This is a genomic window from Enterobacter sp. SCRI0065 (assembly GCF_059766475.1).
The window spans coordinates 1-24334 of record NZ_JCBAJB010000015.1 but is presented as its reverse complement, the minus strand read 5'-3'; the positions used below and the strand labels follow the sequence as shown (position 1 = coordinate 24334).

Annotated in this window: 31 protein-coding genes, 1 other RNA gene and 2 pseudogenes; 19 read left to right on the top strand and 15 right to left on the bottom strand. The window is 50.8% G+C overall.

Annotated elements, in window-relative coordinates:
- Window positions 1-71: 71 nt before the first annotated feature.
- The 4 genes from AC6EMZ_RS22270 to AC6EMZ_RS22255 all read left to right on the top strand — a co-directional run bounded on the left by AC6EMZ_RS22270 (window position 72) and on the right by AC6EMZ_RS22255 (window position 2846).
- Window positions 72-446: a DUF2799 domain-containing protein gene (locus AC6EMZ_RS22270; RefSeq protein WP_498405016.1), complete on the top strand. Its 375-nt coding sequence runs from the start codon at window positions 72-74 to the stop codon at window positions 444-446.
- 176 nt (window positions 447-622) lie between these two features.
- On the top strand, window positions 623-1132 hold the full coding sequence (gene yfiR / locus AC6EMZ_RS22265; protein ID WP_498405028.1) for a regulatory sequestration protein YfiR: 510 nt from the start codon (window positions 623-625) through the stop codon (window positions 1130-1132).
- A complete protein-coding gene (dgcN, locus tag AC6EMZ_RS22260) occupies window positions 1125-2345 on the top strand; it encodes a diguanylate cyclase DgcN/YfiN (RefSeq protein WP_498405015.1) in 1221 nt (406 codons plus the stop codon). Before yfiR ends, dgcN begins: the two co-directional genes overlap by 8 nt.
- 15 nt (window positions 2346-2360) lie before the next feature.
- The gene (locus AC6EMZ_RS22255; protein ID WP_498405014.1) at window positions 2361-2846 is read left to right on the top strand and encodes an OmpA family protein; all 486 of its coding nucleotides are present in this window, start codon (window positions 2361-2363) and stop codon (window positions 2844-2846) included.
- 4 nt (window positions 2847-2850) lie between these two features.
- Here AC6EMZ_RS22255 and AC6EMZ_RS22250 read toward each other — a convergent pair whose 3' ends face one another.
- The 7 genes from AC6EMZ_RS22250 to ffh form a co-directional block, all read right to left on the bottom strand.
- Window positions 2851-4218: a PepSY-associated TM helix domain-containing protein gene (locus AC6EMZ_RS22250; protein WP_498405013.1), complete on the bottom strand. Its 1368-nt coding sequence runs from the start codon at window positions 4216-4218 to the stop codon at window positions 2851-2853.
- Between the two features lie 35 nt (window positions 4219-4253).
- Window positions 4254-4661: a DUF2946 domain-containing protein gene (locus AC6EMZ_RS22245; protein WP_498405011.1), complete on the bottom strand. Its 408-nt coding sequence runs from the start codon at window positions 4659-4661 to the stop codon at window positions 4254-4256.
- Window positions 4662-4789: 128 nt separating this feature from the next.
- A complete protein-coding gene (gene rplS / locus AC6EMZ_RS22240) occupies window positions 4790-5137 on the bottom strand; it encodes a 50S ribosomal protein L19 (RefSeq protein WP_498405010.1) in 348 nt (115 codons plus the stop codon).
- Window positions 5138-5177: 40 nt separating this feature from the next.
- Complete coding sequence (gene trmD, locus AC6EMZ_RS22235; RefSeq protein ID WP_498405009.1) at window positions 5178-5945, bottom strand: tRNA (guanosine(37)-N1)-methyltransferase TrmD; 768 nt, start codon at window positions 5943-5945, stop codon at window positions 5178-5180.
- Window positions 5946-5976: 31 nt separating this feature from the next.
- Window positions 5977-6516: a ribosome maturation factor RimM gene (rimM, locus tag AC6EMZ_RS22230; protein ID WP_498405008.1), complete on the bottom strand. Its 540-nt coding sequence runs from the start codon at window positions 6514-6516 to the stop codon at window positions 5977-5979.
- A 15-nt stretch (window positions 6517-6531) separates the two neighbouring features.
- Window positions 6532-6780, bottom strand: a complete 249-nt coding sequence (rpsP, locus tag AC6EMZ_RS22225; RefSeq protein ID WP_154161811.1) for a 30S ribosomal protein S16 — start codon at window positions 6778-6780, stop codon at window positions 6532-6534.
- Between the two features lie 114 nt (window positions 6781-6894).
- Window positions 6895-8256, bottom strand: a complete 1362-nt coding sequence (ffh, locus tag AC6EMZ_RS22220; protein ID WP_498405007.1) for a signal recognition particle protein — start codon at window positions 8254-8256, stop codon at window positions 6895-6897.
- A gap of 166 nt (window positions 8257-8422) precedes the next feature.
- On the opposite strand from ffh, the gene AC6EMZ_RS22215 reads away from it, so the two are divergent.
- Together AC6EMZ_RS22215 and AC6EMZ_RS22210 are read left to right on the top strand one after the other, a co-directional pair.
- Window positions 8423-9214, top strand: coding sequence for a cytochrome C assembly family protein (locus AC6EMZ_RS22215; protein ID WP_498405006.1), 792 nt, complete (start codon window positions 8423-8425; stop codon window positions 9212-9214).
- A gap of 18 nt (window positions 9215-9232) precedes the next feature.
- Window positions 9233-10522 (top strand): HlyC/CorC family transporter, encoded by a 1290-nt coding sequence (locus AC6EMZ_RS22210; protein WP_498405027.1) that lies wholly within the window; start codon window positions 9233-9235, stop codon window positions 10520-10522.
- A gap of 52 nt (window positions 10523-10574) precedes the next feature.
- On the opposite strand, the gene grpE is transcribed toward AC6EMZ_RS22210, so the two are convergent.
- The gene (gene grpE / locus AC6EMZ_RS22205) at window positions 10575-11168 is read right to left on the bottom strand and encodes a nucleotide exchange factor GrpE (RefSeq protein WP_498405005.1); all 594 of its coding nucleotides are present in this window, start codon (window positions 11166-11168) and stop codon (window positions 10575-10577) included.
- 121 nt (window positions 11169-11289) lie between these two features.
- Here grpE and nadK point away from each other — a divergent pair, with 121 nt between their 5' ends.
- The 3 genes from nadK to bamE all read left to right on the top strand — a co-directional run bounded on the left by nadK (window position 11290) and on the right by bamE (window position 14395).
- Window positions 11290-12168, top strand: a complete 879-nt coding sequence (gene nadK, locus AC6EMZ_RS22200) for an NAD(+) kinase (RefSeq protein WP_498405004.1) — start codon at window positions 11290-11292, stop codon at window positions 12166-12168.
- Window positions 12169-12253: 85 nt separating this feature from the next.
- On the top strand, window positions 12254-13915 hold the full coding sequence (gene recN / locus AC6EMZ_RS22195) for a DNA repair protein RecN (protein ID WP_498405003.1): 1662 nt from the start codon (window positions 12254-12256) through the stop codon (window positions 13913-13915).
- Between the two features lie 138 nt (window positions 13916-14053).
- Window positions 14054-14395, top strand: a complete 342-nt coding sequence (bamE, locus tag AC6EMZ_RS22190) for an outer membrane protein assembly factor BamE (protein WP_498405002.1) — start codon at window positions 14054-14056, stop codon at window positions 14393-14395.
- A gap of 68 nt (window positions 14396-14463) precedes the next feature.
- On the opposite strand, the gene AC6EMZ_RS22185 is transcribed toward bamE, so the two are convergent.
- Together AC6EMZ_RS22185 and AC6EMZ_RS22180 are read right to left on the bottom strand one after the other, a co-directional pair.
- Window positions 14464-14757, bottom strand: a complete 294-nt coding sequence (locus AC6EMZ_RS22185) for an RnfH family protein (protein WP_498405001.1) — start codon at window positions 14755-14757, stop codon at window positions 14464-14466.
- Complete coding sequence (locus tag AC6EMZ_RS22180) at window positions 14747-15184, bottom strand: type II toxin-antitoxin system RatA family toxin (RefSeq protein WP_498405000.1); 438 nt, start codon at window positions 15182-15184, stop codon at window positions 14747-14749. Before AC6EMZ_RS22180 ends, AC6EMZ_RS22185 begins: the two co-directional genes overlap by 11 nt.
- Before the next feature lie 162 nt (window positions 15185-15346).
- On the opposite strand from AC6EMZ_RS22180, the gene smpB reads away from it, so the two are divergent.
- The 3 genes from smpB to AC6EMZ_RS22165 all read left to right on the top strand — a co-directional run bounded on the left by smpB (window position 15347) and on the right by AC6EMZ_RS22165 (window position 17678).
- Window positions 15347-15829, top strand: a complete 483-nt coding sequence (gene smpB / locus AC6EMZ_RS22175) for an SsrA-binding protein SmpB (RefSeq protein WP_498404999.1) — start codon at window positions 15347-15349, stop codon at window positions 15827-15829.
- Between the two features lie 99 nt (window positions 15830-15928).
- Window positions 15929-16291: a transfer-messenger RNA gene (gene ssrA / locus AC6EMZ_RS22170) on the top strand.
- 193 nt (window positions 16292-16484) lie between these two features.
- Window positions 16485-17678, top strand: coding sequence for an integrase domain-containing protein (locus tag AC6EMZ_RS22165; RefSeq protein ID WP_498404998.1), 1194 nt, complete (start codon window positions 16485-16487; stop codon window positions 17676-17678).
- Window positions 17679-17707: 29 nt separating this feature from the next.
- Here the strand turns inward: AC6EMZ_RS22165 and AC6EMZ_RS22160 are convergent, their stop codons facing one another.
- Both AC6EMZ_RS22160 and AC6EMZ_RS22155 read right to left on the bottom strand, forming a co-directional pair.
- The gene (locus tag AC6EMZ_RS22160; protein ID WP_498404997.1) at window positions 17708-18367 is read right to left on the bottom strand and encodes a hypothetical protein; all 660 of its coding nucleotides are present in this window, start codon (window positions 18365-18367) and stop codon (window positions 17708-17710) included.
- Complete coding sequence (locus AC6EMZ_RS22155; RefSeq protein ID WP_449567591.1) at window positions 18367-19224, bottom strand: hypothetical protein; 858 nt, start codon at window positions 19222-19224, stop codon at window positions 18367-18369. Before AC6EMZ_RS22155 ends, AC6EMZ_RS22160 begins: the two co-directional genes overlap by 1 nt.
- 243 nt (window positions 19225-19467) lie before the next feature.
- On the opposite strand from AC6EMZ_RS22155, the gene AC6EMZ_RS22150 reads away from it, so the two are divergent.
- On the top strand, window positions 19468-19575 hold the full coding sequence (locus AC6EMZ_RS22150; protein ID WP_498404995.1) for an acetyl xylan esterase: 108 nt from the start codon (window positions 19468-19470) through the stop codon (window positions 19573-19575).
- A gap of 41 nt (window positions 19576-19616) precedes the next feature.
- On the opposite strand, the gene AC6EMZ_RS22145 is transcribed toward AC6EMZ_RS22150, so the two are convergent.
- The 3 genes and pseudogenes from AC6EMZ_RS22145 to sid form a co-directional block, all read right to left on the bottom strand.
- Complete coding sequence (locus tag AC6EMZ_RS22145) at window positions 19617-20183, bottom strand: phage polarity suppression protein (RefSeq protein WP_498404993.1); 567 nt, start codon at window positions 20181-20183, stop codon at window positions 19617-19619.
- A gap of 18 nt (window positions 20184-20201) precedes the next feature.
- Window positions 20202-20429 (bottom strand): annotated as a pseudogene (locus AC6EMZ_RS22140) (ogr/Delta-like zinc finger family protein); the annotation flags it as partial.
- Window positions 20423-21157: pseudogene (sid, locus tag AC6EMZ_RS22135) on the bottom strand (capsid size-determining scaffold Sid); the annotation flags it as partial. The pseudogenes AC6EMZ_RS22140 and sid, both read right to left, overlap by 7 nt.
- A gap of 26 nt (window positions 21158-21183) precedes the next feature.
- On the opposite strand from sid, the gene AC6EMZ_RS22130 reads away from it, so the two are divergent.
- The 6 genes from AC6EMZ_RS22130 to AC6EMZ_RS22105 all read left to right on the top strand — a co-directional run.
- Window positions 21184-21363: a hypothetical protein gene (locus tag AC6EMZ_RS22130; RefSeq protein WP_498404992.1), complete on the top strand. Its 180-nt coding sequence runs from the start codon at window positions 21184-21186 to the stop codon at window positions 21361-21363.
- Window positions 21364-21693: 330 nt separating this feature from the next.
- Entirely contained in the window at window positions 21694-21960 is a 267-nt protein-coding gene (locus tag AC6EMZ_RS22125) for a helix-turn-helix transcriptional regulator (protein ID WP_063160807.1), read from the top strand.
- Entirely contained in the window at window positions 21957-22505 is a 549-nt protein-coding gene (locus AC6EMZ_RS22120) for a host cell division inhibitor Icd-like protein (RefSeq protein ID WP_498404991.1), read from the top strand. The genes AC6EMZ_RS22125 and AC6EMZ_RS22120 overlap by 4 nt, the downstream gene beginning before the upstream one ends.
- Window positions 22502-22729, top strand: a complete 228-nt coding sequence (locus AC6EMZ_RS22115) for a hypothetical protein (protein WP_449557342.1) — start codon at window positions 22502-22504, stop codon at window positions 22727-22729. The genes AC6EMZ_RS22120 and AC6EMZ_RS22115 overlap by 4 nt, the downstream gene beginning before the upstream one ends.
- Window positions 22726-23046, top strand: coding sequence for a DUF5375 domain-containing protein (locus tag AC6EMZ_RS22110; RefSeq protein WP_446030502.1), 321 nt, complete (start codon window positions 22726-22728; stop codon window positions 23044-23046). Before AC6EMZ_RS22115 ends, AC6EMZ_RS22110 begins: the two co-directional genes overlap by 4 nt.
- 14 nt (window positions 23047-23060) lie before the next feature.
- The coding region (locus AC6EMZ_RS22105; protein WP_498404990.1) for a primase-helicase zinc-binding domain-containing protein at window positions 23061-24334 on the top strand (1274 nt) is incomplete at its 3' end.

Here is a 24334-nt window from a genome sequence, read left to right as displayed (position 1 = left end):
CCGTAAACATAAAATTACACTCGCCTTTCATTTTGCCAGGCTATGCTGAAAACATGAAAAGGAGAGCACCTATGCGTCCGATATTTACCGTGCTACTGGCACTATTTTTGACAGCATGTCAGATCAATCCCTACACGTTCCAGCCTGACTGGACTGGCACCGACTGGTTCACAGTGGGAAAAGAAGATGCAATGAACGGTGCATCGGTTAAGAGTAACGAAACCCTTGCCGATAATTTTAACGAACACGACGTCGATCGTAGCGAATATCTTCGCGGTTATAACGATGGTCAAAAAAGAATTTGTACAGAGGATTTCGTCTATGCATGGGGTCTTTCAGGGAAAATATTTCCTGCGAGCTGCGATACCGCAGAAAATACGGAAGGGCTTCGCCAATCCTGGCAAAAAGGAATGGATGAAGGAACGCGCGCTTCCAGACTTAATTGATTCTGGTAGTTAATGCCCGAGGTAATTATCAACACCAGATTTAACTTAAGTGGATAAATGCAATTTTCTCATAATGACGACCATAGGAAAAAATGATATTCTGCCTGCAACATTTGAAGGTATATATTTCCAGAGCAGTATGGCGGATTCTGGTGAGACATTTTTTTTCGATTTCAATGTGCCAACTGTGCCTGACACTTACGCTGTTCATTTTCACTGTCCCAGTTCTGGCGGGGATGTTGACTGAAACAGATAAATCAGTACGTTCTATCGTTTCCGGTATTGTCAGCTATACACGTTGGCCGTCACTTTCTGACCAGCCAAAGCTCTGCATCTTTGCGTCCTCACGCTATGTGCAAGCCTTGAGTGTAAAGGGTCCAGCATCCTTACCCTACACTCCACTTATTGTGCATGATGCCTCTGAAGCACTAGCAGCAACCTGTGATGCCATTTATTTTGGCAATGAATCACCTCAAGACCAGCTTGCATTAATAAAAGAATACCAGGGTCGCCCGTTGCTATTAATTGCAGAACAAAACCCCGAGTGCCTTATTGGTAGCGCTTTCTGCCTGATAATAAATGATAACACCGTTAGATTTTCCGTAAATCTGGATGCACTGTCTCGCAGTGGTGTAAGAGTCAATCCGGATGTGTTAATGCTTGCCCGGAATAAACAGCATGGATAAGAAATCTTCTTCAACCTCACGCCCAACGTTTAAAAGAACGTTAAGGCGTATCAGCATGATTAGCATTGTTATTGCTATGGTGCTGATATGGCTATTGCTGTCTATTGCCTCGGTAGTAACATTAAAACAGTATGCGCAAAAAAATCTTGAACTGACCGCTGCAACCATGAGCCGCAGTATAGAAGCATCGTTAGTGTTCAACGACAAAACCGCCGCAACCGAAACCCTGACGACGCTGGGTAATCAAGGTCAGTTCGCCGCCGCCCAAGTGCTGGACAAACACCGCCACCTTTTCGCCAGATGGTCATGGAATCCCGATAACAACCCTGACACATTGGGAACATTAGTCAGCCGCTGGCTTTTCCCAACGCCGGTTGTTCAGCCTGTTTTACACAATAACAGCGTCATTGGCGAAGTACGCGTCACCGCTCGCGATAGCCTGATCAGCCACTTTATCTGGATGTCTTTTGCCGTACTGACAGGCTCAATACTTCTCGCTTCCTTTGTTGCCCTGACGATCACCCGCTCGTTACATCATGGAATCGATGCGGCACTGCAAAATATTACAGAGGTCGTCCATGACGTACGCTCTAATCGTAATTTCTCACGCCGTGTCGAAGAGGAACGGATAGAGGAATTTCATCTTTTCGGGCAGGACTTCAACAGCCTGCTGGACGAAATGGAAGAGTGGCAGCAAAAACTTCAGGCCAGAAATGCGCAGTTAATGCGTACCGCTATGCACGATCCCCTTACCGGCCTGGCTAACCGAGCAGCCTTTCGCAACAATATCGCCGCACTCATGAACGACGTCTCGGCGCAAACTAACTCAGCGCTGTTGTTCCTCGACGGTGATAATTTCAAATCGGTTAACGATACCTGGGGACACGCCGCGGGAGATTGCGTTCTGATTGAGCTGGCAAGCAGGATGGTCGAATTCGGGGCAAAACGTCATCAATCTTACCGCCTGGGTGGAGATGAGTTCGCAATGGTTCTGTATGGCGTACATTCAGAATCGGATGTTCAACAGATTTGTGCTGCGCTTTCGCAGCAGTTTCTCCGTCCGTTTGATCTTCACAACGGGCACACAGTAAAAATGTCACTCAGTATTGGCTTTGCTCTGACGTGGGAAAATACGTCGGTCGAGACGCTATTGGAGCAAGCCGACCGCAATATGTATTTGGTGAAAAACCACCGTTCAAAAATAATATCGTAAAAAAAGGAACACGTTATGTTTAGGCGCTACCTCGCTCCGATCCTATTGGCCTCGACGATCCTGGCAGGATGTCAGGCTCCCCCTCAGGGAAAATTCACCCCAGAACAGATCGCAGCGATGAGATCCTACGGCTTCAACGAGATGAACGGTGACTGGTCACTCGGCCTCTCTGATAAAATTCTGTTCGGGAAAAATGAATCTCAGCTGCGTGCAGAAAGCGAAAAACAGATCCAAACCATGGCGACGCGCCTGGCCACCACGGGCTTAACACATGCACGTATGGATGGTCACACCGACAACTATGGCGAAGACGGTTACAACGAGACCCTCTCCCTGAAACGTGCCAACGTGGTAGCTGACGCCTGGGCAAAAGGGACCGGGATCCCACGCAGTAATCTCACTACGCAGGGATTAGGAAAAAAATACCCAGTGGCCAGCAACAGTACTTCGCAAGGGCGGGCTGAAAACCGCCGCGTTGCGGTGGTGATCAGCACGCCTTAAGCCATTATTTTGTTGATTCAGCCAGTGATAAGGCGGTGTTTGCGCGCCAGCGCAGCCAGTCCAGCAGCACAAACAGTGCCAAACTGCATCCCATCACTGGCATCATTAACCCAAGCATGAGGCTGATGATAAACGTAGCAATCCGCCCAGTCATTGGTAACGCCAGCCAGCTCTCAAAGAGCGTATGCACAGGATTACCCGCAGACTGTGCAGGGCGGCGCATCCACCACATCCGATACCCCCACACAATCATTACGCATAAACCAACACCAAAGACGATCAGTACCAGCTGATTTACCAGACCAAACAGAATACCCATGTGAAAATCCACGCCCCAGCGGGTCAGCTTCGCCATCAGTGGGAATTCATTGAAGCGAGTATGGTCAAGCACCTGCATCGAATGTGGGTCTACCGCCACGGTATCCACCTGCGTTGGCCAACTGCGATCAATTTCGGTCACCGTCCACGCCCGATTGGCCATTTTCGCCGGACGGATCTCAAGCCTGCTGGCATCGATCCCCGCCCTTCTTGCAGCAAGTAAAACGCTGTCAAAAAGCGTCAAATCCATTTCCATCGCTGGCATCATCATTGCGTCATGATGACCGCGATGCTCAGCATGTGGATCGCTCTCCTCTACGGCCCCTTGTAGAATGGTGTTCACCTGCGGCGTCAGCCAGTTCATCTCCGCGCGTAGTTTATCGACGTTGCCGCCCGCCCACTGCGACCAGGTCAGCCCGGTGGCTGAGAACATCAGCATTCCAGCCAGCAACGTCCAGCCCAGCGATACGTGTACACGACGGCGATTCTGGAATCGATTGTTGATGCGTCGTTTGGGCCGCGTAAAGCACCACAACCCAATGCCACCCAGAGCCGCGATCCACATCCACGATGCCGCCAGCTCGCTGTACAGCCGGCCAAAATCACCCAGCATCAGTGAACTGTGCAAATAATCGATTTTCTGACGTAAGGGCAAGATTCCACTCGTGCCGTAAACCGTCAAATCACCACGCACCGCAAGATTCACCGGGTCGATAAAAATGGCGCGATTTTCGGAAGGCCCGAGAGTTGGGTCGGCAAACATCACGCGAGTCGTTTCACCGCTAACCAGCCCAGGACGAACCGCCTGTAAACGCAATGGCTCACTGAGGGCCTTTTCCGCGACAGCAATTTGTTCGGCCAGTGACTGAGGCTCACCTGGAGTGAGGCTGCGCAATGCGTCGCGATAAAGGTAATTTTCAAGCTGCGGCGTGGCAACGTACAACGTGCCGGTCAGCGCCGCGAAAAAGATAAACGGACCGATAAACAGCCCAATATAGAAATGGAGTCGACGCAGCAGGTTTCCCCATGCCGCGCGCGGAGTGCAGGTAGTCATACTTTTCCTTTTTAAGGCTGAAGTTATTCTATTTTTTAATGGGAAAAAGCAGAACGATACGGCGGCGCGCGGGTATCAGGATACAACCAGGGGGAAAAATGCCAGTGGCTTACCGTCTCTTTTAACGGCTTGATGCGCTGTCGTTGCAGCAGGGCACAAACCAGAACGACCAGGGCTAGGATCAGGCCTGGCACATGCGCCAGCAAAACGCAGTAGCCACACGCTTCAGCGTGATCGACGGGCATTGAGTGGGAAGTCATCTCGCCATGATGCTCATCCATCGACATTGTGCTCATGTCGTGGTGCATACCGGGCATTCCCGTCATGGGGTCTTTTTGCAGCGAAATGGAGATAAGCGGAGCCACCACGATCAGCAGGATCGCAAACAGCGCGGTCAAGGCCGCTGTGCGTTTCCAGGCTGACTGATGCAGTACGTTATCCACTACCCCTCCATTGCGAAGGCGCATTGTAAATGATTTATGAAAAGAAGGTTAACCTCTTGAGCGCATTTAAATAGAAAAGGGCCAGCCTTTCGGCCAGCCCTTTTATCAGGATGTCGCTTAAGCGAATCTTAGCCAAGACGCTCTTTGATACGAGCAGACTTACCAGTACGCTCACGCAGGTAGTACAGTTTAGCTTTACGTACAGCACCACGACGTTTAACAGCAATGCTGTCAACTACTGGAGAGTGAGTCTGGAAGACACGCTCAACACCTTCGCCGTTGGAAATTTTACGAACAGTGAATGCAGAGTGCAGACCGCGGTTACGAATAGCGATAACCACGCCCTCGAATGCCTGCAGACGTTTTTTGGAACCTTCAACAACCCATACTTTCACTTCCACGGAATCACCCGGACGGAATGAAGGTACGTCCTGCTTCATCTGCTCTTCTTCAATTTGCTTAATAATGTTGCTCATAATTTAATCTCTTATCCTGGGTAAACTGATATTTGGGGGCTTACGCCTTCCCATCATGTTCATGCTGTTGGTGCACGTGCTCTTTTTTGAACTCGGCCAACAGCTTTGCTTGCTCTTCAGTCAGAGCCAGGTTTTCCAGAAGTTCAGGTCTTCTAAGCCAGGTTCGGCCCAGCGACTGCTTCAAGCGCCAGCGACGTATCTCGGCATGGTTTCCTGACAGTAACACCGCCGGTACTTCCATCCCTTCTAACACTTCAGGGCGAGTATAGTGTGGACAGTCCAGCAATCCATCAGCAAAAGAATCTTCTATTGCTGAAGCTTCATGCCCCAGTACGCCCGGTATAAACCGAGCGACGGAGTCAATCAGCGTCATTGCCGGTAACTCACCACCGCTGAGAACGTAATCGCCGATAGACCATTCTTCGTCAATCTCGGTTTGAATTACGCGCTCATCTATCCCTTCATAGCGACCACACACCAGAATCAATTTCTGATTCGTTGCCAGTTCGCTCACGCCTGCTTGATCAAGCTTGCGTCCCTGAGGTGACAGATAAATCACCTTTGCGCCTTCACCTGCCGCGGCTTTTGCTGTATGGATGGCGTCCCGTAAAGGTTGCACCATCATTAGCATCCCCGGTCCGCCGCCGTAAGGACGTTCGTCCACGGTACGGTGCCGGTCGTGCGTGAAGTCACGAGGACTCCAGCTTTCGATGCTCAGCAGGCCATTTTTTACTGCCCGGCCAGTTACCCCGTAATCAGTAATCGCGCGGAACATTTCAGGAAACAGGCTGATAATGCCAATCCACATAGCGCCGTCTTTTACCGTTTATCCGGAGAATTTAAAAACCAGGATCCCAATCTACTTCGATAGTCCGAGTAGTGAGATCGACTTTCTTGATAACCTGTCCATCGAGGAACGGAACCAACCGCTCCTTGATGCCAAATGCATCTTTCAGGTTTGCCTTAATGACGAGAACGTCATTTGATCCGGTTTCCATCATATCGATGACTTTGCCCAGACCGTAGCCTTCTGTGGTGACAACCTGGCAACCCATAAGGTCTTTCCAGTAGTAGTCGCCCTCTGAAAGCTGAGGCAACTGCGACGAATCCACGATAATTTCACAATTAGTGAGTGCATTCGCAGCATCACGGTCATCAACGCCTTTCAGCTTAATGACGATGTCCTGATTGTGGTGACGCCAGCTTTCCAGCTCGACCGTTTCCCACTTACCGCCCTTCTGAATTAACCAGGGCTGGTAATCAAAAATGCTTTCAGCGTCTTCAGTGGAGGAAAACACTCTGAGCCAACCACGGATACCGTAGCAAGAACCCATTTTTCCCAATACGATCGGTTCAACAGGTGCTTTATTGCTCATCATGACCACCGTGACAGATTAAGCTGCTTTGTTTGCTGCTTTGATCAGCGTAGCAACGCGATCGGAAACAGTCGCGCCCAGGCCAACCCAGTGAGCGACACGATCCAGATCCAGACGAGTTTCTTCTTCTGCGCCGCTAGCCAGCGGGTTGAAGAAACCAACGCGCTCAATGAAGCGACCGTTGCGTGCATTACGGCTGTCAGTAACAACAACCTGGTAGAACGGACGCTTTTTTGCGCCGTGACGTGCTAAACGAATAGTTACCATAACATCCTCTTGTGTGAATAAAACACCGGGCCCCATCGAGGAACGGAGCCCAGTGTCATATTAAAAGCCCGAAAATTTTACTCATTTTCGAGCAAAAAGCAATCTCTAAAGCGATTAACGCCCTGGAAAACCAGGAGGCATCATCCCTTTCATGCCGCGCATCATCTTCGCCATTCCGCCTTTCTTCATTTTCTTCATCATGCGCTGCATGTCGTCGAACTGTTTCAGAAGGCGGTTAACATCTTGCACTTGCAGGCCACAACCTGCTGCAATACGGCGTTTACGGGAGCCCTTGATGATTTCAGGCTTTGCGCGTTCCTTCAGCGTCATTGAGTTAATGATCGCTTCCATACGCACCAGCACTTTGTCATCCATCTGGGATTTGACGTTATCTGGGATCTGGCCCATCCCCGGCAATTTACCCATCAGGCTGGCCATGCCGCCCATGTTTTTCATTTGACGCAGTTGCTCAAGGAAGTCGGTCAGGTCAAAGCCGTCGCCTTTCTTCAGCTTGCTCGCGAGCTTCTCAGCCTGCGCGCGGTCAACCTTGCTCTCGATATCTTCGATAAGCGACAGCACGTCGCCCATGCCCAGAATACGAGAAGCAATACGGTCCGGGTGGAACGGCTCCAGCGCTTCGGTCTTTTCACCGACGCCGAGGAATTTAATTGGCTTGCCGGTAATATGACGGATAGACAGCGCCGCACCGCCGCGGGCATCGCCGTCCACTTTGGTCAGCACCACGCCGGTCAATGGCAGCGCTTCGTTAAACGCCTTAGCGGTATTCGCCGCATCCTGACCCGTCATAGCATCGACAACAAACAGCGTTTCTACCGGGTTAATCGCGGCATGAACCTGCTTGATTTCGTCCATCATCGCTTCGTCAACGTGCAGACGACCAGCGGTATCCACCAGCAGCACGTCGTAGAATTTGAGCTTCGCTTCTTTCAGCGCCGCATTCACGATATCGACTGGTTTTTGCCCCACGTCAGATGGGAAGAAATCAACTTCAACCTGTTGTGCCAGGGTTTCAAGCTGTTTGATCGCCGCCGGGCGATAAACGTCGGCAGAGACGACCAGCACCTTCTTCTTGTGCTTCTCGCGCAGGAATTTACCCAGCTTACCGACGCTCGTGGTTTTACCTGCACCTTGCAGACCCGCCATCAGCACAACCGCTGGCGGCTGAGCCGCCAGATTCAGAACCTGGTTTTCTTCGCCCATCGCCGAAACCAGTTCCTGACGAACGATTTTGACGAACTCTTGACCCGGCGTCAGGCTTTTGTTTACTTCATGACCAACCGCTTTTTCTTTAACGCGGTTGATGAAATCACGCACGACCGGCAGTGCCACGTCGGCTTCGAGTAACGCCATGCGTACTTCGCGCAGCGTCTCTTTAACATTGTCTTCGGTAAGTCGTCCGCGTCCGCTGATGTTGCGCAGCGAGCGCGACAAACGATCGGTTAAATTATCAAACATTGTCTCTCGCCTGATGTAGAAACGTTGGGCCGCCACAGCGACACATACACAGAATTTTGCCGGAGTATAACATGAAGGCGTCTTTGTTGTTATGCAACGGTTGGAGCACGCGTCACGTAACGTTATACTGCTTCTCTTTCTTATTAAGACAACTGTCGACGCCTATATGCCTGTTTTCGCACTGATCGCCCTTGTTGCCTACTCTTTCAGCCTCGCGCTGATTATTCCTGGCCTGCTGCAAAAAAACAGCGGCTGGCGGCGAATGGCTATTTTGTCGGCGGTAATCGCACTGGTCAGCCATGCATTCGCCCTCGAATCGCGCATTATCCCAGGCGACGGCAGCGTGCAAAATCTGAGCGTTTTAAACGTCGGTTCGCTGGTCAGCCTGATGATCTGTACGGTAATGACCATCGTCGCCTCTAAAAATCGCGGCTGGCTGCTCCTGCCGATTGTCTATGCGTTCGCGCTGATTAATCTGGCCTTCGCCACCTTTGTCCCAAATGAATTCATTACGCACCTGGAGACCACGCCGGGAATGATGGTTCATATTGGCCTGTCGCTGTTCTCCTATGCGACGTTGATCATTGCCGCCCTGTACGCAATGCAGTTGGCCTGGATTGACTACCAGCTCAAAAATAAAAAACTGGTCTTCAACCACGAAATGCCGCCGCTGATGGTTATCGAACGTAAGATGTTTCATATCACGCAGATTGGCGTGGTACTGCTGACGCTCACATTGTGTACTGGCCTGTTTTACATGCAGAACCTGTTCAACGTGGAGAATATCGATAAAGCGGTTCTCTCCATCATCGCGTGGTTTGTCTATATTGTCCTGTTATGGGGCCATTATCATAAAGGCTGGCGCGGTCGTCGCGTCGTCTGGTTTAACGTAGCGGGCGCCGGTATCCTGACTCTGGCCTATTTCGGTAGCCGAGTCATACAGCAGTTTGTCAGCTAAGCAACAAAGGAGTTCCCCCTGGAACACATCTCTACCACCACGCTGATCGTTACGCTTTTCGTCATGGTGGTCATCTCCGCTTATTTCTCTGGCTCGGAAACTGGCATGATGACGCTGAACCGTTATCGGTTACGTCATCGCGCTAAGCAAGGCAACCGTGCCGCTCGTCGCGTCGAAAAACTGCTGCGTAAGCCCGATCGCCTGATTAGCCTGGTGCTCATTGGCAACAACCTCGTCAATATTCTGGCTTCCGCATTAGGCACGATTGTCGGGATGCGCCTGTACGGTAACGCTGGTGTAGCCATTGCGACCGGCGTGCTGACCTTCATAGTGCTGGTCTTCGCAGAAGTGCTGCCAAAAACCATCGCCGCGCTCTATCCAGAGAAAGTCGCCTATCCAAGCAGCTTCCTGCTGGCACCGCTGCTGATATTGATGATGCCGCTAGTCTGGCTGCTCAATATCGTCACCCGCTTGCTGATGCGCATGATGGGCATCAAATCCGATGTCGTCATCAGTAGCGCGCTGAGCAAAGATGAGCTGCGCACCATCGTAAACGAATCGCGCTCGCAAATTTCTCGCCGTAATCAGGACATGCTGCTGTCGGTGCTCGATCTCGAAAAAGTCAGCGTTGATGACATCATGGTGCCGCGTAATGAAATCGTCGGTATCGATATCAACGACGACTGGAAATCCATCGTTCGCCAGCTAACGCACTCCCCGCATGGCCGCATCGTGCTGTATCGCGATTCGCTGGATGACACCATCAGCATGCTGCGCCTGCGTGAAGCCTATCGTCTGATGACCGAGAAAAAAGAGTTCACCAAAGAGCTTATGCTGCGCGCCGCTGATGAGATTTACTACATCCCCGAAGGCACCCCGCTCAGTACTCAACTGGTGAAGTTTCAGCGAAATAAAAAGAAAGTCGGGCTGGTTGTCGATGAATATGGCGATATTCAGGGGCTGGTCACGGTCGAAGATATTCTGGAAGAGATCGTCGGGGATTTCACCACCTCGATGTCACCTTCGCTTGCCGAAGAGGTCACGCCACAAAACGACGGTTCCGTGCTGATTGACGGTAGCGCCAACGTGCGTGAACTGAACAAAGCCTTTAACTGGCAGATGCCAGAAGATGAAGCGCGCACGATTAACGGCATGATTCTGGAAGCGCTAGAAGAGATCCCGGCCTCAGGTACGCGAGTGCGTATCAGCCAGTATGATATTGATATCCTGGACGTCCAGGACAATATGATTAAGCAGGTAAGAGTAATACCCGTGAAGCCACTGCGGGACAGCGTGGCGGAACAATAATAACTGTAGGCCGGGCCTGGCGAAGACGCCGCCCGGCGCTACAGGAGGCAAATTACGCTTTCGCTTTCGCGACGGTCACCATCGCAGCGCGAATCGTACGACCGTTCAACGTATATCCTTTTTGCATTACGGCCAGCACGTTGCCCACCGGAACATCTTCGGATTCCACCATCGCAATCGCCTGATGCACGTTCGGGTCAAGCGCAACGTTAGTATCAGCAACCACTTCTACGCCAAACTTACGTACCACATCCAGCATCGACTTCAGGGTCAGCTCAAGGCCTTCCACCATTGCCGCCATGTCTGGGTTCGCTTTATCCGCCACTTCCAGCGCACGATCCAGGCTATCAATCACCGGCAGCAGTTCATTGACGAACTTCTCCAGTGCGAATTTATGCGCTTTTTCGACGTCCAGCTCGGTACGACGACGCAGATTTTCCATTTCCGCTTTGACACGCAGCACGCCTTCGCGCTCACGATTCTGCGCTTCAGCTAACTGAGCTTCCAGATTCGCAATCGTCTCATCGCGCGGATCCACCTGCTCAGCAGAAGCGTCCGGCTCTACAGCCTCAACTTCTTCGTGCTGTTCCATGATAATTTCTTCCGGGGCTTGCCCCTCAGGCGTTTTCTGTTCTTTACTACTCATGAATTTCTCCGCGTTTTTCTGCATTCATCTCGCTAACTTCGCTTATTATGGGGATCAGTTTCCGGGATTCAAGGGAACAAAGCACATTGTCATCATCATTCGGCACAAGGACCTCCAGAAAATGAATAATCATTTCAAGTGTATTGGGATTGTCGGACATCCGCGTCATCCTACCGCGCTGACGACACATGAAATGTTGTATCGCTGGCTGTGCGCGAAAGGCTATGACGTCATTGTCGAACAACAAATTGCGCAAGAGCTAAAGCTTAAAACCGTCAAAACCGGCACGCTGGCTGAAATCGGACAACAGGCCGATCTGGCGGTCGTCGTGGGCGGCGATGGCAATATGCTAGGGGCGGCCCGCACGCTGGCTCGCTACGATATCAAAGTGATTGGTATCAACCGTGGCAACCTTGGCTTCCTGACTGACCTCGATCCAGACAACGCGCAGCAACAGCTTGCCGATGTACTGGAAGGCCACTATATCAGCGAAAAACGCTTTTTGCTGGAGGCGCAGGTTTGCCAGCAGGACTGCCAGAAACGCATCAGTACCGCGATAAATGAAGTCGTGCTCCATCCGGGCAAAGTCGCGCATATGATTGAGTTTGAAGTCTATATTGACGAAATCTTTGCCTTTTCCCAACGCTCGGACGGCCTGATTATCTCCACGCCAACGGGTTCAACTGCCTATTCGCTCTCGGCGGGTGGCCCTATTCTGACACCCTCGCTCGACGCCATTACGCTGGTTCCAATGTTCCCGCATACGCTAACCGCTCGCCCGCTGGTTATTAATAGTAGTAGTACTATTCGTTTGCGCTTTTCGCATCGCCGTAACGATCTGGAAATAAGCTGCGACAGCCAGATTGCTCTGCCGATTCAGGAAGGAGAAGACGTACTGATCCGCAGATGTGACTATCACCTGAATTTAATCCACCCAAAAGATTACAGCTATTTCAACACATTAAGTTCAAAGCTTGGCTGGTCAAAAAAATTGTTCTAATTTTGCATCCAACGCTTTACTGTATAAAAAACCAGTTTATACTGTATGAAAACACAGTTATGGTTTTTCATACAGGAAAACAATTATGCTGGCACAACTGACCATCAGCAACTTCGCCATTGTTCGTGAGCTTGAGATCGACTTCCTGAGCGGGATGACGGCTATTACCGGTGAAACCGGTGCAGGTAAATCTATTGCCATTGATGCGCTCGGCTTGTGCCTTGGCGGTCGTGCAGAAGGCGATATTGTTCGCGCAGGCGCTACTCGCGCCGATCTCTGTGCGCGTTTCGCCCTGAAAGACACGCCAGCCGCTCTGCGCTGGCTCGAAGCAAATCAACTGGAAGACGGACGTGAGTGTTTACTTCGTCGCGTCATCAGCAGCGATGGTCGTTCACGTGGCTTTATCAACGGCACTGCGGTTCCCCTCTCCCAACTGCGCGAGCTGGGCCAGCTACTGATTCAAATTCACGGGCAACACGCTCATCAGCAGCTTATCAAGCCAGAACAACAAAAAAACCTGCTCGATGGTTATGCTGGTGAGTATGCACTTACTCAGCTGATGGCAGAGCATTATCGCCTGTGGCATCAAAGCTGCCGCGAGCTGGCGCATCGGCAACAGCAGAGCCATGAGCGTACCGCGCGTGCAGAGCTGCTGGAATACCAGTTGAAAGAGCTCAATGAATTCAGCCCGCAGCCGGGTGAATTCGAACTCATTGATGAAGAGTACAAACGCCTCGCCAACAGCGGCCATTTGTTGTCAACCAGCCAGCAGGCGCTCAATTTGCTGGCCGATGGTGAAGACGTCAATCTGCAAAGTCAGCTCTATACCGTGCGCCAACAGATTGCTGAAATTGTGAGTCTGGATAGCTCACTTACCAGCGTGCTGGAGATGCTGGAAGAAGCGGCCATCCAAATTTCTGAAGCAGGCGAAGAGTTACGCCATTACTGCGAGCGTCTGGATCTCGACCCAAATCGTCTGTTTGAGCTAGAACAACGTATCTCCCGGCAGATCTCGCTGGCGCGTAAACATCATATCTCGCCAGAAGAACTGCCGAATTATCACCAGTCACTGCTGGATGAACAGCAACAGTTGGACGATCAGGCCGACTCGCTGGAGACGCTGTCACTGGCGGTTAGCGTTCACCATCAGCAGGCGCTGACAACGGCGAAACAGTTGCATGATATTCGCCAGCATTACGCTCAGGAACTGGGTCAGCACATTACCGACAGCATGCACGCGTTATCTATGCCGCACGGTGTCTTTACCATCGACGTCAAATTTGAAGCAAATCATCTGACCGCTGAAGGTGCAGACCGCGTCGAATTCCGTGTGACCACCAACCCTGGTCAACCTTTGCAGGCCATCTCTAAGGTGGCATCCGGCGGTGAGCTTTCGCGCATTGCTCTGGCCATCCAGGTGATCACCGCGCGTAAGATGGAAACGCCAGCACTGATCTTTGATGAAGTGGACGTGGGCATCAGCGGACCAACCGCCGCCGTCGTTGGCAAACTGTTACGTCAGTTGGGCGAGTCAACCCAGGTCATGTGCGTAACCCACCTGCCACAGGTTGCCGGTTGTGGGCATCATCATTTCTTCGTCAGTAAAGAAACCGATGGCGAAATGACGGAAACCCATATGCAGCCACTGGACAAACGTGCTCGTTTACAGGAGCTGGCACGTCTGCTGGGTGGCAGCGAAGTCACCCGCAATACGCTCGCAAACGCCAAAGAACTGCTGGCTGCATAAACTTTTTCGGGAACTCAGGGTCATACAGAACAACAAAAACGCCGTAAGACCGGTTTCAAAGTGAGGCAAGGTCTATTATCATCGGCATATAACATATGAGCCGCGTATTGCTCGGGCCCGAAAAGGAATCAAATCACTATGCGCTGTAAAACGCTGACCGCTGTCGCAGCGGTTCTTCTGATGTTGACCGCAGGTTGTTCCACTCTGGAGCGAGTGGTTTACCGTCCTGACATCAACCAGGGGAACTACCTCACACCTAACGATGTGTCAAAAATTCGTGTCGGTATGACACAACAGCAGGTCGCATACACACTGGGAACGCCGATGATGTCCGATCCGTTCGGTACCAATACCTGGTTCTACGTGTTCCGCCAGCAGCCTGGGCATGAAGGCGTCACTCAGCAAACGCTGACCCTGACCTTTAACAGCAGCGGCGTGTTAACCAACATCGATAACAAACCTGCGCTCACCAAAGAGTAAGGTTTTAAAAATGTAAAAAGGTGCTCAATGAGCACCTTTTTTGTATTCTCGCGATGTCATAACTGACGCTACTGCGCCTTGCCTGCTTTCTCTGCACGCTGCCGACGTAACGCTTTCGGGTCTGCAATCAACGGGCGATAAATCTCAACGCGATCGCCATCCTTAACCACATCGGCCAGTTTTACAGCGCGACTGTAAATACCGACTTTATTTTTATCCAGATCGATATCACGGCGCAGCTCCAGTAAACCCGATGCACGGATGGCCTCCTCAACGGTGGCCCCTTCGTCAAGTTTTACCCGTTGCAAATACTGCTTTTCCGGCAACGCGTAGGCCACTTCTACAGCAATCTTAAGCGACACTGTAAACCTCTTTGGCGCGGACAGTGAACGCCTGAACCATATTCGAAGCCAACTCTTTAAAGATCCGACCGAACGCCAGCTCAATCAGCTTATTGGTAAATTCAAAATCCAGGTGGAATTCAATGCGACACGCATCAGCGCTCAGCGGTGTAAACTTCCAGCCACCCATCAACTTTTTGAACGGGCCATCCACCAGATGCATCAAAATGCTTTGATTATCGGTCAGCGTATTACGGGTGGTGAACGTTTTGCTGATCCCAGCTTTAGAAACATCCACTGCCGCCGTCATCTGATTTGGACCAGCGTCCAGCACTCGGCTACCGGTACACCCCGGAATAAACTGCGGGTAGGACTTCACATCGTTCACTAACTGGTACATTTGTTCCACACTGTAGGGGACAAGCGCAGTACGGCTAATCTGAGGCATAGCATTTTCCATGGTCACACAACGGACAAATAATAACATTTATCCCTTGTTAAAAAAACGCTAAGCCTCATCTCGTGCTAAGATAGCGCGTTAGACCTCACAGGACGCAATCGCAATGAGGTTACTTTTTGAAATCAGATTACCTATGGTTTTACGACACTTATGACGAAGAAAAAAGTACATAAACCTGGCTCGGCAACCATTGCGCTCAATAAGCGTGCCCGCCATGAATATTTCATTGAAGAAGAATTCGAAGCTGGTCTTGCGCTGCAAGGCTGGGAAGTTAAATCGTTGCGTGCGGGTAAAGCCAACATCAGCGACAGCTATGTGATCATGATTGAAGGCGAAGCCTTCCTGTTTGGCGCAAACTTTACGCCGCTGGCCGTTGCCTCGTCGCACTACGTTTGTGACCCGACGCGCACCCGTAAGCTGCTGCTAAACCAGCGCGAACTGGAATCCCTTTTCGGACGTATCAACCGTGAAGGTTACACCGTCGTCGCACTGTCGCTGTACTGGAAAAACGCCTGGTGTAAAGTGAAAATCGGCGTTGCGAAAGGTAAGAAACAGCATGATAAACGTTCCGATCTAAAAGATCGTGAATGGCAGGTCGATAAAGCGCGCATTATGAAACATGCTGGGCGCTAATTCCTGCACAGATTTTGTTCGTATTACAACGATTTAAGAACTTCACGTTCCGGGCTGGCATCACGGGTGCCAGTTCTGATATACTGAGTTCGACACATTGGGGCTGATTCTGGATTCGACGGGATTTGCGAAACCCAAGGTGCATGCCGAGGGGCGGTTTGCCTCGTAAAAAGCCGCAAAAAAATAGTCGCAAACGACGAAAACTACGCTTTAGCAGCTTAATAACCTGCTAAGAGCCCTCTCTCCCTAGCTTCCGCTCTTAAGACGGGGATCAAGAGAGGTCAAAACCAAAAGAGATCGCGTGGATGTCCTGCCTGGGGCTGAAGGGCTAAAACTAATCAGGCTAGTTCGTTAGTGGCGTGTCTGTCCGCAGCTGGCGTGCGAATGTAAAGACTGACTAAGCATGTAGTACCGAGGATGTAGAAATTTCGGACGGGGGTTCAAATCCCCCCAGCTCCACCAAAATCCTTCGAAGATGATTCCAGAGTCATCCGTAGAAGTCCTGAAAGCCCGCATGGCGCAAGCCCTGCGGGCTTTTTTGTGTCTGTAATCGTCCGAAACGATCCGCCTGAATCCAGTAAAAATTGGTACACGTTTAGGTACACGCTATACTGTGGTCCAATAAACGTGTACCAATTATGGAAGGGATCCAGACATGGCGCGCATTACACGCCCTCTAACTAACAACGAAATTCTTAAAGCCAAACCCCGCGAAAAAGACTTTACCCTCCACGATGGTGACGGTCTGTTCTTACTCGTCAAAACCTCTGGTAAAAAACTTTGGCGTTTTCGCTACCAGCGACCAAACAGTGCCAGCCGCACAAATCTGAGCCTTGGCGCATATCCTTCCCTTACGCTTGCAGCAGCACGTCAGATACGCGATCAGCATTTGTCCCTATTGGCACATGGCATTGACCCACAGCAGCAACAAGAAATGGTTTCAGAACAGCGCCAAATAGAGCTGGATAGCATTTTCTCTACTGTTGCCGCCAATTGGTTCCAGCTAAAGAGCAAAAGTGTCACACCGGATTATGCAAAAGACATTTGGCGCTCTTTAGATAAAGACGTGTTTCCTGCTATTGGCGAAATACCGGTTCAGGAGATCAAAGCCAGAACTATCATTGAAGCACTTGAGCCAATCAAAGCACGCGGTGCACTGGAGACAGTACGTCGTTTGGTACAGCGTATTAACGAAATTATGATTTATGCTGTAAATACAGGCTTGCTTGATGCCAATCCGACGTCAGGTGTGGGGATGGCTTTTGAGAGACCGAAGAAGCAAAACATGTTCACGCTGCGACCAGAAGAATTGCCGAAACTGATGCGCACATTGGTTATGTCAAATCTGTCTGTTCCTACTCGCTGTCTAATTGAGTTGCAGCTCCTTACCCTTGTGCGCCCTTCTGAGGCTTCCGGTGCTCGGTGGGCAGAGATCGATCTTGATGCAAAGCTCTGGACGATACCAGCCGAAAGAATGAAGGCTAAGCGAGAGCACATCGTACCTTTATCTTCTCAGGCATTAGAAATTCTGGATGTGATGAAACCTATTAGCGCACATCGAGAACATGTTTTTCCCAGCCGAAATGATCCAAAACAGCCTATGAATAGTCAAACGGCCAATGCTGCACTTAAGCGAATAGGTTATGGTGGGAAATTGGTTGCTCATGGGTTACGTTCTATCGCAAGTACAGCTCTAAATGAGGCCGGTTTTAATTCCGATGTTATTGAGGCTGCCCTATCCCATGTTGATAAGGATGAAGTAAGAAGAGCCTATAATCGAGCCTTGTACATCGAACAGCGTAGAGAACTTCTTTCATGGTGGGGGTTATTGATAGAAGGATACAACTAAATTAGAAGTTTGAAAAAATAAAATGGCTTTCAATCATGAAAGCCATCTGCAATAATTATCGGCTCATCTAATAAGTATTTTTTTGCTACATACAGCGGAAAAAAATCAGTTATATAAAATTTATAACACGCCCACTGAATATAAGCCCAAAGAATCAATAATGAAAATACCAAAATGATGTTAACAAAAGAACCATGAAAACTCCAAAGCACACAAAACAAAAAAGAAAAGACAAGTTCTGAATTAATCAAAACAATGCGAAAATGCGATTTTTTTTCACTTATTTTTTTATCTATCTCTTTGACGAGGAAAAGATCATATGCATCATTTCGTTTTAAGGATTTATATTTACCATGAATGCCGGATGTGTATTTGTTAAAATCACAAAACGAAATCAACCAGTTGAACATTGAAATGTTTATCTTTTTATGCGAATAATTCAAAAAACAAGAGATCAATAGACATTGAATCAACTGGAGCATAGATAATTTTGACAGCAACCCCCCTTGAAAATCAAAGACTTCCTTCACATTTGTTTCATCCAGAATGTTGTAAATATCAGCATTACCAGTTTGATAAGTTAGCATAAAGAAAATAACAATAAACAATATCAAAAACCGATGCAGCGGATACTTATTAGTAAGATCCTCGATATATTTTTCTTGAACTTTCTTTGCTAACTCATCCATTAATACACCTGTATAAAATATACATCTCCGCAAGATGGGTCAAAAGCGCCATATTCAATGTAAGGTGCGCCTAAAAAAATCATTTCTTCTTCATTTTGAAAATAAGGAAGCACCTCTTGAAAGTCTTCCTTTGAAGCAAATCTGAGTGTACTCACTGCATCATTGAAAGTATTCCTCATTTTAGCAGAAAGATAGTCCAAATCCATTTCTGATACCTTCACACGATAAATTACAGGGTCTCCCAGTTTTTTCCTAGTAACAACTCTATGAAAAGCATTAGCTTTAGATCTGTTAAATTCATAAACTTGCGTGCGATCTGCTGTCAAAGAAATTTCTAAAGTGCTATCACCAGAGTGTTGAGACCTAATAACTGCTAACATTTGATCTATTTCTCTTACAATCGCTCTATCCCCATAACGGCGATTAACAGCAGCGTCAGGCCTCTCAAGAAGCTCTTGATACTCACGAGGCTCAATTAAATCATCCGAAATTTGTGCCCGTTTTGTTTCTAAACTTTTACTGATAGTATCAGCATTTTCTAAACCATCTTGCTGTGCTTCGCTTATGGCGTTATTTATTGCATTTGAGACCCTAGCAACAACCTTCTTGGTAATTTCTTTTTTCGAAAAGAAATCGATAATATATCCGCCTTCCCTGGGAGGCTGTACCAACATCTCAACATCTTTGTAATATTCATGGTGCATCTTTGCATATTTCCAAAGATTACCATATTTGATATCCAGATATGCTCTATCTAGGGCACTCTGCAAGTGTCCTAAGCTTTTTGAAAGAGTCCTTAAAGAAACCTGGTGATCTTGTGCAATGTCACCATCAAAGTGCAATTCAACTATAGCCACTTCATTTTGCTCCGTGCGCATAATAGACCAGTAAGTATACCATCTTATGTTTAGATGAAGCCCGGATCCACCTCTTAAAAATGAGCGTCACAAGAGCTCTATGGGCATTATTGTAAGTCGAATGCAATTTAATCTACCTTGTGTAATCGCAACGGTAAGCTGTTGGTATAAAACAAATTAATTTCTTATTTATGCGCGCAATGCTCTCCCCGCCACGCCTGCACGCTTAGGGGGCCGCTTTTAATGCAGGTGCATAAACAGTCTCAGGCCGCGCCAGAGCTGGCGCTGGCGAGAGTGGCGGAGGTGTTAAAACGCATGCAAAGCCATGCACCTTACGCATGCATGGCTTAATTCGGGAAAAATGGCGGGATTTACGGGGATTTTCTGACGGGCTACTGCGCGGCCAGTTCTGCACGTTTATTCACGTAATTCTGGTTTTGTGCGGGTGTGTATTTTTCACGATTATCATCGCGTGAAGCCGCGTCAGGCCTGAATCCGATAGCCGTTAATATGTCATTATCCTGCGCGGAATAATTAATTTTTTCACCGGCGGCTAGCCACACCGAAAGCGCTTCGCGCAGGTAATCGACCGAGTGCTGCATCGCGCAGCGTGTGACGGCGGAATTCTGGCTGTTATATCCCATTAATTCAGGCGCAAGCGCGGCGGTCAGCTCTGCACCGTGCGCCTGCATAAAATCATTCAGCCGGTCACGGATACTGATACGCTGCACGTTCTCATGTGAGCGAATATAGCGTCCGGCCGCTTGATTAATTTCCCATTTTTTCACGTCGATAATATCGCGCAGGGTTTGCAGACTCCGGGTGCGGCTGTCATTACCGGTGGCGATAAGTTCGCGGTATTCCTGTTCAGCGTCGGCCAGCTCTTGTTTGCGGGTCAGCCAGTCGGTTTTATTGTTTTGACAGGCTTCAAAAGCCTGATCAAGAGTTAAGGGTGTCATCAGGTGTCTCCGTATGCTTTACAGGCGTGGTTTTCGGGTTTTACTGGTCTGAGTACAAATTAAATGGTCATCCTCATCTGTCGTGGCTGAGGGCGGCTGTATCACTTTGTCGACTGACTCCACCGTTCTAAACGTGGCGGAACACAGGACATTTGTGCACTGGTAATAAATCTGTTTGACCGTCCCGGACAGATAGCGGCTGGTGCGGGTGTGCGCCGGGCACTGACAGAACGGGCAGTGCCCCGCGCTTTCAGGTCAGCTTCACGTTCACGCAGTTTGTTAAATAAAGCCTGACGCTGGCCGGGGGTCACTGCCACACCGTAATTCATATGCGCCAGTGTCTCAGCAGAAAGCCCGGTTTTAAACAGCACCGGCTCATCCGCCAGACGGATGTGACAGTCCTTCACCGCACGCTCAAGCCACGTTTTCACCTCCTGCATGACCGCTTTATCGGGTTCGACATAGCCCTGAATCCCGACGGTGTTCGCAAGCGGGTTCCCCAGCGCCAGCATTTTGAGTTTCATCGCCCTGACAAGCGCCCCGCACGTCTCACGCAGCGCGTTATCCAGCTCTTTTCCGGCGTACTCGCTCAGCACATTGTGATGCGCCTGACGGTATTCTCTGGCCGTGATATCACAGGAGCCTTTCAGGCGGTCTTTGTCATAAGCCAGTACCTCAGCCAGTCTGTCGCATTCCTGCGCCAGCTCGCGGGAGGCCACACGCGCCAGATGCTGCTGTTTCAGCTCGTCCGTCAGCAATGCCCCACCGGCACGGAAGGCCGCGCGCCATCCGCTGGCCTCGTTGCCGTTTTCCTTTTCAAGCTCCGCTTTCTGTTCGCCAGTTCGGGTAATGGCTGTGGTGGTGTCATCCATCTGACGGGCATTTTCAATATGGGCAGTTCTGGCCGCGTCCAGTTTCCGGAATGCCGGTTTCAGGTAATCCGGGATAGTGGTGGTCATGGTGTGTCTCCTCATTCGTGTCAAGTTGAGGAGATTCTGCCGTGCGCCACACAACAACTCGACTCATTGCCGTTGTGGCAGGAATGGCACAGAAGGGACTTTCAAAAGCAGGCTTGCCAGAGAAAGGTCGCAGGAAAATCACCCTCTCTGTTTGTTTTTTTACTGTTAACTATTCACCACTGTTCACCTTAAATAAAAATATAAATAATACAGTGAGTTAAGTGGTGAACAGTTGAGGACCTGACTGTTCACCGTCTGTTCACCACTGTTCACCCACCTGTTTTTCTTCGACCTTTTTACTTAGACTTTTTAGCGATAAACAACTCAATATATATAAATAATAGTAATCATAAATTTGCCTCTGGATTATCAAGAATTGCCAACGATTGTCATTGATTGCCACTGTTTGCCATTCCCTTGTTAACAGTTTGTTGTGCGGCGAATCGGTACAAAAAGACTTGTTGCCCTGAGAGAAAATATTCACAAAATAGATAGCTACCCGAGGCCGGACGGACACGACCGGCACTGTATGGACTTTATGAGGTAGCCCGATGCACACCGCTTTTTCTTCCCCGTCTTCTGCGCCTGTCGCCCCACCAATGCCGTTTTCTGACGCCGTTCAGGAGCGCTTTATTCGCCTGCCCGAAGTGATGCACCTGTGCGGCCTGTCCCGTTCGACGATTTATGACCTCATCAGCCGGGAGGCTTTCCCGAAACAAATCTCGCTTGGCGGTAAAAACGTGGCGTGGGCGCAGTCAGAAATCACCGCATGGATGGCCGAGCGGATCGCCGACCGTAACCGGAGCTGCGACGCATGATGATGGCCGTTCTTCTTAAAGCCCCTTTTTCTGGCTTGCTTCCGTTCGCCGTTTCCAGGTATAGTTTTCCCGCTGTCGCAAAATCGGCAGCCGGGCGTGAGAACCCGTGTATAACTGTGGCGACACCGGACGCGCCATGCGTCTTTTTTTGTGTCTATGCCTTTTTGCCCCCATTTTTTGGGCAGCGGTCTATTGCCCGTTGCTTCAACAAAATTATGGTGGCTCAGGCGGGGCAGCCCTCGGGCTGGCCGGTTTCCATAGTTGCCGGTTTCTCACCCCCGTCTGGGCTACCACCATTGCGTGAGAACTCCGGTGGTAGCTGTAACCAGCTAACTATGGAGGTTGCCCTTATGGCTACGATCCTCGCCTCGTCTCACCCGCAATTTGTCTTCGTGTTTGCCGCTGTTCGCCGCGCAGACCGTAAACCCCGTATCTGTATGCTCCGCACCGTGGCCGGTGACGAACACGCCGCACGCCGTTCTCTCGTTCGTGATTATGTCCTCTCGTTTGCTGGCCGTCTTCCAATTGCGGAGGTGCACGCATGAAACATCCCGCGATCACCCTGAAAGACCTTGAATGCCTTGAGCACCTGCGCAACGTCGGCCAGCTCGTCAGTGACCTGTCGCAGGCGCAGGACAGCACCACCCTTTGCCATAGCCCTGCGCAGCGCTTACAGCTCACCTCCGTGGTGTACCTCATGACCGTCCAGCTCGACGGCGTGGTCGAGCGCTGCAATCAGCGCTGGCTGACCGGGGAGGCTAACGCATGAAAAAGCCATTACCGCCTGTATTACGTGCTGCCCTGTATCGTCGTGCCGTAGCCTGTGCCTGGCTGACCCTGTGCGAACGTCAGCACCGCTATCCGCAGCTCACGCTCGATACGCTGGAAAGCGCGATTGCCGCCGAGCTGGAGGGTTTTTATCTGCGCCAGCACGGCGAGGAAAAAGGCCGTCAGATTGCCTGTGCGCTGCTGGAAGATTTAATGGAAGCCGGACCACTGAAAGCCGCGCCGTCGCTGTCCTTTCTCGGGATGGCCGTCATGGATGAACTCTGCGCCCGTCATATCGCCGCGCCGGTTGTGCACTGAGGGAGAAAATAACGATGAAAATGAACGTAACGGAAACCGTAAAACAGGCATGCGGCCACTGGCCGCGCATTCTCCCGGCGCTGGGTGTGCCGGTCATCAAAAACCGGCATCAGGCCTGCCCGGTGTGCGGCGGCTCTGACCGCTTTCGCTTTGATGATAAAGAGGGGCGCGGGACGTGGTTCTGCAACCAGTGCGGCGCGGGTGACGGGCTTAAGCTGGTCGAAAAGGTGTTCGGTGTGTCGGCTTCCGAAGCCGCCGGAAAGGTGAGCGCCCTGACCGGCAGCCTGCCGCCGGTTGCCCCGGAGTTTATCGCCGCCGCTGAGGCTGAAACCGATGCCAGCCGGAAAGCCGCTGCCACGCTTGCGGTCTCGCTGATGGCGAAAACCCGCCCGGCCACCGGCAACGCCTACCTGACCCGTAAGGGCTTTCCGGCGCTCGAATGCCTGACGCTGACCACCACGCACAAAACCGGCGGCGTGACGTACCGCGCCGGTGATGTGGTCGTGCCGCTGCAGGACGAGACCGGCGCGCGGGTTAACGTTCAGCTCATTAATGCTGAGGGTCTGAAGCGCACCCTGAAAGGCGGTCAGGTGAAAGGGGCATGCCATATCATCGAAGGGAAAAAAGAGGCGGGGAAACGGCTGTGGATAGCGGAGGGCTACGCGACCGCGCTCACCGTGCATCACCTGACCGGCGAAACCGTCATGGTGGCGCTCTCGTCCGTGAATCTTCTTTCTCTGGCGAGCCTTGCCCGGCGTCAGCACCCGGCCTGTCAGATTGTCCTCGCCGCCGACCGTGACCTCAACGGGAACGGCCAGACAAAAGCCGCAGCGGCCGCACAGGCCTGTGAAGGTACGATTGCCCTCCCGCCGGTGTTCGGTGACTGGAATGATGCGTTTATGCAGCAGGGGGAAGACGCGACGCGCAAAGCGATTTATGGTGCCATACGGCCACCGGCGCAAAGCCCGTTCGACACCATGAGTGAGGCGGAATTTACCGCCATGAGTACCAGCGAAAAAGCGATGCGGGTGCATGAGCATTACGGCGAAGCGCTGGCCGTGGACGCCAACGGCCAGCTCCTGTCCCGCTATGAAGCCGGGACATGGAAAATCATCCCGCCGTCGGACTTTGCACGCGACGTGGCCGGGCTGTTTCAGCGCCTGCGCGCCCCGTTCTCGTCGGGGAGAATTGCCTCCGTGGTCGACACCCTGAAACTGATTATTCCCCAGCAGGCCGCCCCATCGCGTCGTCTGATTGGCTTTCGCAATGGCGTGCTCGATACCCTCAC